At 58.1% G+C, this 13,333-nt stretch carries 10 protein-coding genes and 1 pseudogene; 4 read left to right on the top strand and 7 right to left on the bottom strand.

The annotated features are described in order from the left end of the window. Nucleotides 1-279 precede the first annotated feature (279 nt). Nucleotides 280-906 (top strand): HTH-type transcriptional repressor FabR, encoded by a 627-nt coding sequence (fabR, locus tag RVM24_RS04335; protein WP_061331022.1) that lies wholly within the window; start codon nucleotides 280-282, stop codon nucleotides 904-906. Between the two features lie 12 nt (nucleotides 907-918). Here fabR and RVM24_RS04330 read toward each other — a convergent pair whose 3' ends face one another. The 6 genes from RVM24_RS04330 to guaB all read right to left on the bottom strand — a co-directional run bounded on the left by RVM24_RS04330 (nucleotide 919) and on the right by guaB (nucleotide 7,353). After that, the gene (locus RVM24_RS04330; RefSeq protein ID WP_061331021.1) at nucleotides 919-1,329 is read right to left on the bottom strand and encodes an HIT domain-containing protein; all 411 of its coding nucleotides are present in this window, start codon (nucleotides 1,327-1,329) and stop codon (nucleotides 919-921) included. A 15-nt stretch (nucleotides 1,330-1,344) separates the two neighbouring features. Next, nucleotides 1,345-2,691, bottom strand: coding sequence for a UDP-glucose dehydrogenase family protein (locus tag RVM24_RS04325; protein WP_061331020.1), 1,347 nt, complete (start codon nucleotides 2,689-2,691; stop codon nucleotides 1,345-1,347). Nucleotides 2,692-2,724: 33 nt separating this feature from the next. Continuing rightward, nucleotides 2,725-3,714: a UDP-glucose 4-epimerase GalE gene (gene galE / locus RVM24_RS04320; protein ID WP_061331019.1), complete on the bottom strand. Its 990-nt coding sequence runs from the start codon at nucleotides 3,712-3,714 to the stop codon at nucleotides 2,725-2,727. Then, nucleotides 3,711-4,223 (bottom strand): tRNA adenosine(34) deaminase TadA, encoded by a 513-nt coding sequence (tadA, locus tag RVM24_RS04315; RefSeq protein ID WP_374786744.1) that lies wholly within the window; start codon nucleotides 4,221-4,223, stop codon nucleotides 3,711-3,713. The genes galE and tadA overlap by 4 nt, the downstream gene beginning before the upstream one ends. 23 nt (nucleotides 4,224-4,246) lie before the next feature. Then, nucleotides 4,247-5,824, bottom strand: coding sequence for a glutamine-hydrolyzing GMP synthase (guaA, locus tag RVM24_RS04310; protein WP_106695586.1), 1,578 nt, complete (start codon nucleotides 5,822-5,824; stop codon nucleotides 4,247-4,249). 65 nt (nucleotides 5,825-5,889) lie between these two features. Continuing rightward, nucleotides 5,890-7,353 (bottom strand): IMP dehydrogenase, encoded by a 1,464-nt coding sequence (guaB, locus tag RVM24_RS04305; RefSeq protein ID WP_374786745.1) that lies wholly within the window; start codon nucleotides 7,351-7,353, stop codon nucleotides 5,890-5,892. 190 nt (nucleotides 7,354-7,543) lie between these two features. On the opposite strand from guaB, the gene xseA reads away from it, so the two are divergent. The 3 genes and pseudogenes from xseA to RVM24_RS04290 all read left to right on the top strand — a co-directional run bounded on the left by xseA (nucleotide 7,544) and on the right by RVM24_RS04290 (nucleotide 11,486). Further along, entirely contained in the window at nucleotides 7,544-8,923 is a 1,380-nt protein-coding gene (xseA, locus tag RVM24_RS04300; protein WP_286921740.1) for an exodeoxyribonuclease VII large subunit, read from the top strand. A gap of 96 nt (nucleotides 8,924-9,019) precedes the next feature. Then, nucleotides 9,020-10,909 (top strand): annotated as a pseudogene (locus RVM24_RS04295) (propionyl-CoA synthetase); the annotation flags it as partial. Between the two features lie 367 nt (nucleotides 10,910-11,276). Next, nucleotides 11,277-11,486 carry a cold-shock protein gene (locus RVM24_RS04290; protein ID WP_058089577.1) on the top strand — a complete coding sequence of 70 codons (210 nt, stop codon included), beginning with the start codon at nucleotides 11,277-11,279 and terminating at the stop codon, nucleotides 11,484-11,486. A gap of 103 nt (nucleotides 11,487-11,589) precedes the next feature. Here RVM24_RS04290 and leuA read toward each other — a convergent pair whose 3' ends face one another. Further along, nucleotides 11,590-13,284 (bottom strand): 2-isopropylmalate synthase, encoded by a 1,695-nt coding sequence (leuA, locus tag RVM24_RS04285; RefSeq protein ID WP_431475006.1) that lies wholly within the window; start codon nucleotides 13,282-13,284, stop codon nucleotides 11,590-11,592. Between the last annotated feature and the right edge of the window lie 49 nt (nucleotides 13,285-13,333).

The following is a 13,333-nucleotide window of genomic DNA, read 5'->3' as shown; positions in this document are numbered from 1 at the left end:
TGTGCTTTCCGAAACACGCTGTGGATACGTCCCTGTACGCTCTGCTCCGCCATCCATGGCTCCGCAAGGTTTCGGAAAGCACACCCCCCGCCCGACGCTACGTCGTTCTTGGCCGCACGGTGTTGAGGCGCCGCCGGTAAAAGCCGCCCATTATAAACACAATGACTGTGAAAATCAGGCGTCCCCAAGCAGAATTGAAGCCAGATATTGAACACCGGGATGACTATCAAAAAACCGGGGGCTAGAATGCATGGTTTGAGCGGACCATGGAGTAAGACGTTGGCCACCAGAGCGGAACAAAAACTGAAAACCCGACGGGCTTTGATGGATGCCGCCCTGGCACAGTTGAGTGCGGATCGGGGCTTTGGCAGCCTGAGTTTGCGGGAGGTGGCCCGGGAAGCCGGCATTGCCCCTACCTCCTTCTACCGGCATTTTTCCGAGCTGGATGAACTGGGTCTGGCACTGGTCGATGAAGGTGGTGTTGCGCTGCGACAGTTAATGCGCCAGGCCCGCAAGCGAATAGCCCGAAATGGCAGCGCCATTTCCACGTCAGTCGATACGTTCATGGAGTATCTGGGCAACAACTCCAACCTGTTCCGCCTGATGCTGCGCGAGCGCACTGGGGTATCGAAACCGTTCAGAACCGCCGTCAAGGCCGAGATCGATCATTTCGTTACGGAACTGGCAGATGACCTTGGACGGTTTGCGGATGAACAGAACAAGCCTCTGGCCGATGCCCGGGTTGTGGCCGAAGCCATGGTGACACTGGTTTTCAATCAAGGCGCGGAGGCGCTGGATGCGACGCCCAAGGAGCGGGAGGAACTAAAGCACAAGCTCAAAACCGAGCTGCGGATGATTCTGGTGGGCTCCCAGACCCTGGCGCAGTGGCAGCAGGGCCGGGAATAAAACCATTGAAGTTCAAGCGAGGTGATGGAGCAGCGGTTTCAGCTTCTCTTTGACCTGCGCCAGTGCAGCCCCTTCATAGGGCACCGGTGGCTGCTTGCCCCACACAGGGCCTGGCCAGGCCGGGTCACCTTCAAAGCGCACGATGTGGTGCAAATGAAGCTGCGGCACCATGTTACCCAGCGCCGCCACATTCATCTTGTCGCCACTGAAAAGCTCCATCATGCCCCGGCTAAGCGTGGAGGACTCTTCCAGCAACCGCACCTGTTGCTTATGGTCCAGCTGGTAGATTTCCCGGATGTCCGGCACCGCCGGCACCAGAATTATCCAGGGCCAGGTGCTGTCGTTCATCAACAGGATTTCGCACAGGCGGCTGCAACCCAGGTAGTGGGTATCTGCCGCTAGCCTTTCGTGTAGCTGAAACATCACCGGCCCTCTCGATCAGCCCGCGGAATGAAACTGGTTACGGCCGCGGCCAATGGCGTAGTAAACCAGACCATGGCGCTCGAGCATTTCCGGCTCGTACAGGTTACGACCGTCAAACACCGCCGGCTGTTTCAGGGCGCCGGCAATCAGGTCGAAGTCCGGCGAACGGAATTCTTTCCACTCGGTACAGATGGCCAGCACATCGGCACCTTTCAAGGCCTGTTCTTTGGTGCCACACAGGGTCAGGCCTTCGTGGTCACCGTAGATGCGCTGGGTTTCTTCCATGGCTTCCGGATCAAACGCCTGCACCGTAGCGCCGGCCTTCCAGAGATTTTCCATCAGCGTCCGCGAGGAGGCTTCACGCATGTCGTCAGTGTTCGGTTTGAAGGCCAGGCCCCAGACCGCAACCACCTTGCCTTTCAGATCACCCTGGAAGAAGTGGCTGATCTTGTCGAACAGCACGTGTTTCTGAGCGTAGTTAACGGCTTCTACCGCATTCAGCAACTTGGCCTCGTAATCGCAATCACCGGCCGTCCGGGCCAGGGCCTGTACGTCTTTCGGGAAGCAGGAGCCACCATAGCCGCAGCCAGGGTAGATGAAGTGGTAGCCGATACGGGGGTCAGAACCAATGCCCCGGCGCACCGCTTCGATGTCGGCACCCAGGCGTTCGGCCAGGTTGGACATTTCGTTCATGAAGCTGATCTTGGTGGCCAGCATGGAGTTGGCAGCGTATTTGGTGAGTTCCGCCGAACGGATATCCATAAAGATCATCCGGTCGTGGTTGCGGTTGAACGGGTAGTAAACCTCCCGCAACAGCTCCGCCGCCTGTTCGCTGTCGGTACCCACCACAATGCGGTCCGGCTTCATGAAATCGTTGATGGCGGCGCCTTCTTTCAGGAATTCCGGGTTGGACACCACGTCGAAATCCAGCTCCAGGCCGCGCTTGTCGAGCTGCGCGCGTACCGCTGCCTTTACCTTGTCACCGGTGCCCACGGGTACGGTGGACTTGTCGACAACCACCTTGTAGTCATCCATGTACTGACCGATGGATTTCGCCACCGCGAGCACGTATTGCAGATCGGCAGAGCCGTCTTCGTCCGGCGGCGTGCCCACGGCAATAAATTGAAGGGTGCCATGTTTGACAGCCTGTTCGGTGTCGGTGGTGAACGACAGACGACCGGCTTCCACGGTGTGTTTAACGATGCTATCGAGGCCTGGCTCGTAAATCGGAATCTTGCCGTTCTTCAGTTTCTCGATCTTGCCCTGATCCACATCCATACAAAGCACATCGTGACCAACATCCGCAAGACAGGCACCTGTTACCAGGCCCACGTATCCGGTTCCAAAAATCGTAATTTTCATCCAGTTGTTCCTGAAATTAGTTGCTTGAAGAGGTTATCGGGAAGCTTTTTTCTTCTGCCAGACCGATTCCCAGGCCAGAGCGGTACGCACGATGGTATTGAGATCATCGTAATCCGGCTGCCAGCCCAGAACATTCTTGATTCGCGTGTTGTCGGCCATCAGTGCTGCCGGGTCGCCGGCGCGGCGGCCGGTTTCAGTTACCGGAAAATCGACACCGGATTCCGCCTTGACCACATCAATGACTTCTCGCACGGTAAAGCCGCGGCCGTAACCACAGTTGAGCACCTGAGACTCGCCACCCCGGACCATGTAATCCAGCGCCATCACGTGGGCCTTTGCCAGGTCTTCAACATGGATATAGTCGCGGATACAGGTGCCATCGCGGGTTTCGTAGTCAGTGCCGAATACACTCATACCATCGCGCTGACCGGTCACACATTCGCAGGCCACTTTGATCAGGTGCGTCGCCTCCGGCGTTGCCTGCCCCAGCAGTCCCTCCGGATTAGCGCCGGCCACATTGAAGTAGCGCAGGATAACGTAGTTAAGGTTACTGGCCGCAGCCAGGTCCATCATCATCCGCTCGCTCATCATCTTGGAGGCGCCATAGGGATTGATGGGTGCCAGCGGCAGGTCTTCTGTCAGCACCGTTTCCTCTGGCATGCCGTAGACCGCCGCGGTGGAAGAAAACACCATATACGGCACCTGGTGGCGCTCAACCGCTTTCAGCAGATTCAGAGTGTTACGGGTGTTATTACTGTAGTACTTGAGGGGATTGGCGACAGACTCCGGCACCACGATGTTCGCTGCAAAGTGCAGCACCGCTTCAAACTTGTGGGCGGAAAATACGGCTTCTATCGCGTCTTCATCCGCCAGATCGGCTTCCACCAGCTCCCCGGCGGTTACCGCCCAGCGATAGCCGGTAGAGAGGTTATCAAACACCATAATGTCGTGGCCCGCTGCTGCCAACTGACGCACAACGTGGCTGCCGATATATCCGGCACCGCCGGTAACAAGAACTTTCATGAGTCTGTGCTTCCCTTCCCTGAGTGTTGTTGGCGGCGCTGCCGGATTTCCCGACGGCGCCGGCTGAAAAATTCGGAGATCACCCGACCGCACGGTTCGGCCATCACGCCCCCGCAAACCTCTACCCGCCAGTTCAGATGCGGCTCTTCAAGGGTTCTTCTGGCCGACTCGACGGCACCCGCTTTGGGCTCAGCGGCACCATACACTAACCGGCTGATACGACCGTGGACAATAGCTCCCACACACATGGTGCAGGGCTCCAGGGTTACATACAGCGTAGCACCCGCCAACCGGTAGTTCCCCACCCGAGCCGCAGCATCCCGCAGGGCTCTGATTTCCGCATGGGCGGTCGGGTCGCAGTGGGAAATCGGGGCATTGAAACCCGCCCCAATCTCCCTGCCATCCAGAACAACAATGGCGCCAACCGGCACTTCACCGGCTGCCCCGGCCTGGGCGGCAAGCTCCAGTGCCCTGGCCATCCAGCGCCGATCTTCCGGAGTGTCGTTCACTATCCCTTATCCCCTGCCTCGACTTACTCCCACTCAATCGTCGCGGGTGGCTTGGAAGAGATGTCGTAGGTCACACGGGAAACGCCAGAAATCTCGTTAATGATCCGGTTGGAAACCGTTTCCAGCAGATCATACGGCAGGCGCGCCCAGCGTGCGGTCATGAAGTCCACGGTCTCCACAGCCCGGATGGCAATCACGTATTCGTAACGGCGGGCATCGCCTACCACACCGACGGATTTCACCGGCAGGAACACCGCGAACGCCTGACTGGTCTTGTGGTACAGATCCGCACGGTGCAACTCTTCCAGGAAGATGGCATCGGCGCGGCGCAGGATCTCTGCGTATTCCTTTTTCACTTCGCCAAGAATACGGACACCCAGACCCGGCCCCGGGAACGGGTGGCGGTAAACCATGTCGTAAGGCAGGCCGAGCTCAAGGCCAATCTTGCGAACTTCGTCTTTGAACAGCTCCCGCAGCGGCTCAACCAGTTTCATCTTCATGGTTTCCGGCAGGCCACCCACATTATGGTGGGATTTGATGACATGGGCTTTACCGGTTTTGGAGGCGGCAGATTCGATCACATCCGGGTAGATGGTGCCCTGGGCCAGCCAGTTCACGTCTTTGATCTTGGCGGCCTCGGCATCAAATACATCAATAAAGGTGTTGCCGATGATTTTGCGCTTCTGCTCAGGGTCGTTAACACCCTTGAGCTTTGACAGGAACAGGTCTTCGGAATCGGCACGGATGACTTTAACGCCCATGTTGCTGGCGAACATGTCCATCACCTGATCGCCCTCGTGCAGGCGCAGCAGGCCGTTATCCACAAACACACAGGTGAGCTGGTCGCCGATGGCCTTGTGCAGCAAGGCGGCGGTTACCGAGGAATCCACACCGCCAGACAGCCCCAGCAGAACCTTTTCGGAGCCTACCTGCTCACGAATCTGGCGAACGGCGTCATCAACAATCTTGGCCGGTGTCCACAGGGCCTCACAGCCACTGATATTCAGGACAAAGTGCTCGAGAATCCGCTTACCCTGGAGGGTGTGGGTCACTTCCGGATGGAACTGGACACCGTACAGGTTACGGCTGAGGTCCTGCATGGCGGCAATCGGCGCGCTCTCGGTAGAGGCTAAAAGTTCAAAGCCTTCCGGCATGACAACTACTTTGTCACCGTGGCTCATCCAGACATCGAGCAGGGATTCACCCGCAGGTGTCAGGTGGTCGGTAATGTCCTGCAGCAGAGGGCCCTTGGCCCGGACTTTCACCTGAGCGTAGCCGAATTCGCGCTTCTCAGAGCTGGCAACACGGCCGCCCAGTTGCTCCGCCATGGTCTGCATGCCGTAGCAGATGCCCAGAATCGGAATGCCTTTGTCGAACAGCCCTTCCGGTGCACGGGGACCACCCAGTTGGGTTACCGATTCCGGACCACCCGCCAGGATGATGCCTTTGGGATTGAACTCGTTGAGTTCTTCGTCTGTTACGTCAAAGGCCTTGATTTCACAGTACACGCCGATTTCGCGCACACGGCGGGCGATCAGCTGGGTGTACTGGGAACCGAAATCAAGAATCAGGATACGGTGGTCGTGAATGTTCTGAGCCATGGAGTCCTCGGGCTTTAAAAAAACAGCGCGGCCCGGAAACCGGGCCGCGTCAAATCAGGCAGTTTTTAGCCGATTCGGTAGTTGGGAGCTTCTTTGGTGATGGTCACGTCGTGCACGTGGCTCTCACGCATCCCGGCGTTGGTAATGCGCACAAATTCCGGCTTGGTACGCATCTCATCCATGGTTGCACTGCCTGTGTAACCCATGGATGCACGCAAGCCACCCACCAACTGGTGCACGATGTTGCGCATGGGGCCTTTGCAGGCCACACGGCCTTCAATGCCTTCCGGCACCAGCTTTTCAATACCCTTGCTGGCGTCCTGAAAATAGCGGTCGCTGGAGCCCTGCCCCATGGCACCGATAGATCCCATGCCGCGATAGGCCTTGTAACTCCGGCCCTGGAACAATTCCACTTCACCCGGGGCTTCATCAGTACCCGCCAGCAGGCTACCAATCATGACACTGTGGGCGCCTGCCGCGATGGCTTTTGCGATGTCACCGGAGAACCGTATACCGCCATCCGCAATCACCGGTACGCCGCGCTCTTTCAGTGCGGTCGCCACATTGGACACCGCCGAAATCTGCGGAACACCAATACCGGCGACAATACGGGTAGTACAGATGGAGCCGGGGCCTATGCCCACCTTGACCGCATCCGCGCCGGCATCGGCCAGGGCAATCGCCGCATCCGAGGTGGCTATGTTTCCGCCAATCACCTGAACGTCAGGGTAGTTCTGCTTTACCCAGCGAACCCGGTCAATCACACCCTTGGAGTGGCCATGAGCGGTGTCCACTACGATCACATCCACGCCCGCTTCGGCAAGCGCTGCAATCCGGGCATCGGTATCGCCACCGGTGCTCACCGCCGCACCCACTCGCAGACGGCCCTGCTCGTCTTTGCAGGCCAGCGGGTAGTCTTTGGCTTTCTGGATATCCTTGACGGTAACCAGGCCCCGCAATTCGAATTCGTCGTTCACTACCAGAACTTTTTCAATGCGGTGACGGTGCAGCAGTTCCTTGATTTCCTCCAGGCTGGCACCCTCTTTGACCGTAACCAGCTTTTCCTTCGGAGTCATGATGTCACGCACCAGGGTATCCATCCGGCTTTCGAAGCGGATATCACGCCCGGTGACGATGCCGACCAGATCAGTGCCGTCGACAACCGGAAGGCCGGAAATGCTGTTGGCCATGGTGATATCCACCAGTTCCCGAACCGTTGTCTCCGGTGTGACGGTGATCGGATCTTTCACCACACCACTTTCATATTTCTTGACCTTGCGTACGGCAGCTGCCTGCTGCTCCACTGACATGTTCTTGTGCATGATGCCGATGCCGCCTTCCTGAGCCATGGCAATGGCCAGCTCGGCTTCAGTGACCGTATCCATGGCCGATGACACCAGCGGAATATTCAGGGTGATGCCTTTGGTCAATTGAGTCTTCAGCTCCACCTGATGAGGCAGAACTTCGGAATATCCGGGCACGAGGAGAACGTCGTCAAACGTGAGGGCTTCTTCGGCAATACGCAGCATTTGGGTCCGCCTTTTGAACATGCTAAGTTTGGAAATTCCATGCTGTACCCGCGGCGGCACAGCAAAGCAAAATCCTTAATCGATCTATTATAAAGTGGTGCCAACAGACAGTAAACCGCGAGGTTTTTGGCGTTTGGTTGCATCTTTTTGAATTTCCGTTATTTTTACCCCTCTCTTTCGGCTATTGCGTATGAATAATCACGGAGCGCGCCCTTTGATACCCCCTTATCCGGATTCCCGGCCCCGGGCCCTGTCGGTCAGTGAACTCAACCATCAGGCACGCCATCTGCTGGAAACCAGCTTTATGCAGGTGTGGGTGGAGGGCGAATTGTCCGGATTTTCAAGACCTTCCTCCGGGCACTGGTATTTCTCCCTGAAGGACCAGAAGTGCCAGGTACGCTGTGCCATGTTCCGGGGTGCCAATCAACGCCTGCGCACCCTGCCCCGTGAAGGCGACCAGATTCGCATCCGCGGCAAGGTCACACTCTACGAGAACCGGGGCGACTACCAGATCATTGTCGAACACCTGGAGCCGGCAGGGCTGGGCGAATTGCAACAGGCCTTTGAGGCCCTGAAGATGAAACTGCAATCGGAGGGCTTGTTTGACCCGGCCCGAAAAAAACCGGTTCCAGCCACACCGCGCCACATTGGCGTGGTGACCTCACCCACGGGTGCCGCCATCCATGACATATTGACCGTGCTGGCCCGCCGCTGCCCGGCCATCCCCGTCACCCTCTACCCCACAGCAGTTCAGGGCCAGGCCGCCACGGCCGACATCGTCAACGCGATCCAGCGCGCCCAGCAACACGGCGTGGCCGATGTATTGATCATCGGGCGCGGCGGCGGCTCACTGGAAGACCTGTGGTGTTTCAATGAAGAAGCAGTAGCCCGGGCTATCGCCAGCTGCAGCATTCCAACTGTCAGCGCGGTGGGCCACGAGGTTGACGTGACCATTGCCGATTTCGTGGCAGACCTTCGTGCCCCGACACCCTCGGCCGCCGCTGAGAAGGTTTCCCCGGACCAGAGCCACTGGCTGCGCCGGCTGAACGAGCAGGAACTTAGGCTGAGTCAGGCGGCGCGCCGGTTAACCCAGCGCCTGCACACCCAACTTGGCCACCTGTCTGCGCGGCTGCGGGACCCGCGCCGGGAGTTGCAGGAAAAAGCGCAGCGCATGGATGAGCTGGACGTACGGCTGAACAAGGCGATCGCCCAGCGACTCATCCAAACCCGGGTAAAAGCCGATCACCTGACCCAGCGCCTTGCCACCCAATCCCCACGCCGGACACTGATCACCGCCCGGGACCAGGTGACCCGTCTCCACGAGCGGTTGGAGATGGCCACCCGCCACTACCTGAAGCAGCAACAGGAACGTTACCAATACAACGCCCAGGCACTCCACGTTGTCAGCCCGCTCGCCACCCTGGGGCGGGGTTACGCGATTGTCAGGGATGAGCAGAACCAGATTGTTCGTGACGCCAGCCAGCTTGGCGAAGGCTCCGCCATCACCGCCCGGCTGGGCCACGGCAGCGTTACGGCGAAGGTGACGGAGATCAATTCCAACGGGGATTAAACGGACAAAAACGGCCAACTACGCCTATGGTCTAGTAGCCCCTGTTTCTAAAGCTCCTACAGTTGTGCATAACAGCCACAGAACAATAACAGCACAACTGAGGTGGAAAGCATGACATACCACTCCGAGTTCCGCCGGTCCATCGACCAACGGGATGACTTCTGGCGCGAGCAGGCCCAGAACATTGACTGGATCGACACCCCGAACACCATCTGGCAGGCACTCGATAACGGTCACGGCCAGTGGTTCCCCGATGGCCTTCTGAATACCAGCGACGTGGCCCTTGACGCCAACATCCGGGCGGGCCGTGGTCAACAGACAGCCCTGATTTACGATTCGCCGGTGACCAACAGCCAGCAACACTTCACCTATGACGAATTACGGGATGAAGTAGCCCTGTTTGCCGGCGCCCTGCGTGCTCGCGGGATCGAGAAGGGTGACCGGGTCATTATCTACATGCCAATGATTCCGCAGGCAGCCATTGCCATGCTGGCCTGTGCCCGCCTGGGCGCCATCCACTCAGTAGTGTTCGGTGGGTTTGCTGCCCACGAACTTGCCGTGCGTATTGAGGATGCCAAGCCCAAGGCGCTGATCACTGCCTCGTGCGGCATTGAAGTCACCAAGGTCATTGAATACAAACCGTTGGTGGACAGGGCAATTGAGCAATCCAGCCACAAGCCTGAGCTATGTGTGGTGTACCAGCGGCCGCAAGTCACAGCCAACCTGTCGGAAGGACGGGATTACGACTGGAACGACATGACCGCCAATGCGGAGCCAGCAGACCCGGTGCCAGTGAAAGCCACCGACCCGCTTTATGTACTTTACACCTCCGGCACCACCGGCAAACCAAAAGGCGTGGTGCGGGATAACGGCGGCCATGCCGTGGCCCTCAAATACAGCATGAAACTGGTCTACGACGCCAAACCCGGCGATGTCTTCTGGGCGGCGTCAGACGTGGGCTGGGTGGTAGGCCACAGCTACATTGTCTATGCGCCTCTGTTCGCCGGCTGCACCACCATCCTGTATGAAGGCAAACCGGTGAAAACTCCGGACGCCGGTGCGTTCTGGCGGGTAGTCCAGGATCACAAGGTGAACATGCTGTTCACCGCGCCCACCGCCTTCCGCGCGGTACGCAAGGAAGACCCCGAGGCAGACCAGCTAAGCCGCTACGATGTCTCGTCGCTGAAACGCATTTTCCTGGCCGGCGAGCGGTTGGACCCGCCCACCTACGAATGGCTGAAGGAACACACGGGCCTGCCGATTCTCGACCACTGGTGGCAGACCGAAACCGGCTGGGCCATCTGCTGCAACCCGGTAGGCATTGAAATGATGACCACCAAACCGGGCTCGGCGACGGTACCGTCACCCGGCTTCAATGTGCAGGTCGTCGATATGGAAGGCAGCCAGGTACCGGCCGGCGAACAAGGCCAGATAGCCGTCAAACTGCCCCTGCCACCGGGGTGTCTGATGACCGTATGGGGCGACGACAAACGCTTCCAGAGCAGCTACCTGAATCCGATTCCCGGCTTTTACAGCTCCGGCGACGGCGGCTTTATTGATGACGACGGCTACGTGTTCATCATGGGCAGGACCGATGACGTGATCAATGTCGCCGGACATCGCCTGTCCACCGGCGAAATGGAAGAGGTGGTGGCTTCTCACCCAGCAGTCGCGGAATGCTGTGTTGTAGGCGCCCACGACGACATGAAGGGCCAGATCCCGGTCGGCCTGGTGCTGATCAAGGACGGCGCAACCATAGACCAGGATGAACTGGAAGAAGAACTGGTAGAAATGGTCCGCGACAAGATTGGCGCCATAGCCTGCTTCCGTCGGGCCATGGTGGTAGAGCGTTTACCGAAGACCCGGTCTGGCAAGATTCTGCGCCGCGTGATCCGCCAGATTGCGGACGGCGAAGAGTACAGCGTACCCAGCACCATTGATGATCCTGCCATTCTGGAAGAGATCAGCGAGAAATTCGTGCGCTGACCTACCCCACCCGTGTACACGGACCACAACACAACTCTGCCTCAAAGACCGGCAGAGTTGTGTTTCATCCTTATGACAACCCATTGTTTTTTATCAATTAAAATCCCGACACTGATCACTAAAAAAACAATTGACGCCCCCCAAAGTCGGTCTATACTGAAAATTGCTGTGCTCTTCTGCAGCGGTATTTGACGAATGCGCTACAACGTCCTGCCCAGGCTTCGCGTTGCCCCTTCCTCAGTACGCTCCGGACGACTCAGCATCGACGGCTTCCGCTCAGGCGGAAACCGCGTTTGTATGGATCCAGAGTCTGTGCGAAACAAGAAGGTCCCGTGAGGGCAAATTTTCAGAAAGACAGGAAAGATCGATGTCCGATACCAAAACTGGCCACGTGAAGTGGTTCAACGAATCCAAGGGCTTTGGCTTTATTGCCCAGGAAGGCGGCAGTGACGTTTTCGTTCACTACAGTGCAATCAACTCCAACGGTTTCCGTACCCTGACAGAAGGTCAGCAGGTGCAGTTTACCGTTACTCAGGGACCCAAAGGCCCCCAGGCGGAAAACGTAACCCCTCTGTAAGGGCAAAGGTTTACCGCCGGATGCCCCTCACGGGCAGACGGAAAACAGAACGGCCGGCAACTTTGCCGGCCGTTCTGCGTTCTGGCGTAGACAGAACCGGCTATCAGACCGCTTCCGCCGCTTCCGGCGTCTTTGCTGCCGGCATATCCGTACCCACCGCCTGAGCCACTGCTGAAAACAGCGCCTGCAGGGTTGCCGAGGTGGTATCTTCCGCCAGGGCCGCTGCGCTGCAATGCTGACCATTGGCGGTCAGGCGAATACAGGCCAAGGCATTGGCGTTGGTGCCCTCGCCCAGGGCAAACTCATCGTATGCCTCTACCGCCACCGTGACGCCAAAGCGCTTGGTCAGGCCGTCAGACACCGCTTCAACCGCACCCAGGCCGCGGCCTTCAAAGGTCACGGGAGAAGTGTCGCTACCGACCACCACTTCGGCACGAACACCCTCTTCGTCCCGATGCAGATCGTAGGAACGCAGTGACCAGTCTTCATGAACCTTCAGGTAGCGATCTTCGAACAGGCGGTGGATGGTGTGGGAGTCAATCTCCCCTCCGTTTGTCTCGGCTTCTTTCTGGACCACTTTACTGAATTCGATCTGCAACCAGCGCGGCAGGGTAATGTTATAGTCCCGCTCCAGCACATAAGCGACGCCACCCTTGCCAGACTGGCTGTTGATACGAACCACCTCTTCATAGCGACGCCCCACATCGAACGGATCGATGGGCAGGTAGGCCACGTTCCAGGCGTCGCCTTCGTTGCGGCGGGCCAGGCACTTGCGAATGGCATCCTGATGGCTTCCAGAGAAGGCGGTAAACACCAGCTCGCCAGCATACGGATGGCGCGGGTGGGTAGAAATCTCGGTACAGGCTTCCACCACCTCGGTAATTTCCGCCATGCCGGACAAGTCCAGGGTCGGATCAATGCCCTGCGAATACAGGTTCATGGCCATGGTCACCAGATCCATGTTGCCAGTGCGCTCCCCGTTGCCCATCAGGGTACCTTCGATCCGATCAGCGCCGGCCATCACGCCGAGCTCAGCCGCAGCCACCGCACAACCCCGATCGTTATGGGTATGCAAGCTGATGCTGATGTATTCGCGATACCGGATGTTTTCGCAAATCCACTCCACCTGGTCAGCAAACACGTTGGGGGTAGACATCTCTACGGTTGCCGGCAGATTTATAATCACCGGCTGCCCCTGATCAGGACGCCACACGTCGGTCACCGCATCAATCACTTCCGCAGCGAAGTCCAGCTCGGTGCCGGTGAAGCTCTCCGGGGAATACTGGAAAGTCCAGTCGGTGTCCGGGTAACGGGCTGCGATCTCTTTCACCAGGGTGGCGCCGTTGACAGCAATCTCTCGGATGCCGGCTCGATCGAGACCAAATACCTGCTCCCGCTGCACGGTAGACGTCGAGTTGTACACGTGCACGATAGCCTGTTTTGCGCCCTGCAAAGCCTCGTAAGTGCGTTCAATCAGTTCCGGGCGGGCCTGGGTCAGCACCTGAATCTTCACATCGTCCGGAATCCGGTTTTCTTCGATCAGCTTGCGACAGAAATCAAAATCCGGCTGGCTGGCGGCTGGAAAACCAATCTCGATTTCCTTGAAGCCCAGCTTGACCAGCAAATCGAACAGGCGCTGCTTTTGGGCGACAGACATGGGCTTGATCAGCGACTGATTGCCATCGCGCAGGTCAACGGCGCACCAGGTGGGTGCTTTCTCGATAACCTGGTCCGGCCAGCGGCGGTCTTTCTTGGCAACCGGTTTGAAGGCGACGTATTTACGATGATCAAAGGCCATAATGGAACATTCCTTTCGCTGTTCGTATCAATGGAGAGAGTGTAACGCC

It is taken from the genome of Marinobacter sp. KM021, assembly GCF_050707965.1.
GTDB lineage: Bacteria > Pseudomonadota > Gammaproteobacteria > Pseudomonadales > Oleiphilaceae > Marinobacter > Marinobacter shengliensis.
This window is presented reverse-complemented; position numbering and strand designations above follow the sequence as displayed.

Excerpts from the sequence above, each read along its gene's own strand:
- RVM24_RS04330 (WP_061331021.1), bottom strand. The coding sequence starts at position 1,329 with ATGTTTCAGCTACACGAAAGGCTAGCGGCAGATACCCACTACCTGGGT.
- leuA (WP_431475006.1), bottom strand. The coding sequence starts at position 13,284 with ATGGCCTTTGATCATCGTAAATACGTCGCCTTCAAACCGGTTGCCAAG.
- xseA (WP_286921740.1), top strand. The coding sequence starts at position 7,544 with ATGAATAATCACGGAGCGCGCCCTTTGATACCCCCTTATCCGGATTCC.
- guaB (WP_374786745.1), bottom strand. The coding sequence starts at position 7,353 with ATGCTGCGTATTGCCGAAGAAGCCCTCACGTTTGACGACGTTCTCCTC.
- guaA (WP_106695586.1), bottom strand. The coding sequence starts at position 5,824 with ATGGCTCAGAACATTCACGACCACCGTATCCTGATTCTTGATTTCGGT.
- RVM24_RS04325 (WP_061331020.1), bottom strand. The coding sequence starts at position 2,691 with ATGAAAATTACGATTTTTGGAACCGGATACGTGGGCCTGGTAACAGGT.
- RVM24_RS04290 (WP_058089577.1), top strand. The coding sequence starts at position 11,277 with ATGTCCGATACCAAAACTGGCCACGTGAAGTGGTTCAACGAATCCAAG.
- galE (WP_061331019.1), bottom strand. The coding sequence starts at position 3,714 with ATGAAAGTTCTTGTTACCGGCGGTGCCGGATATATCGGCAGCCACGTT.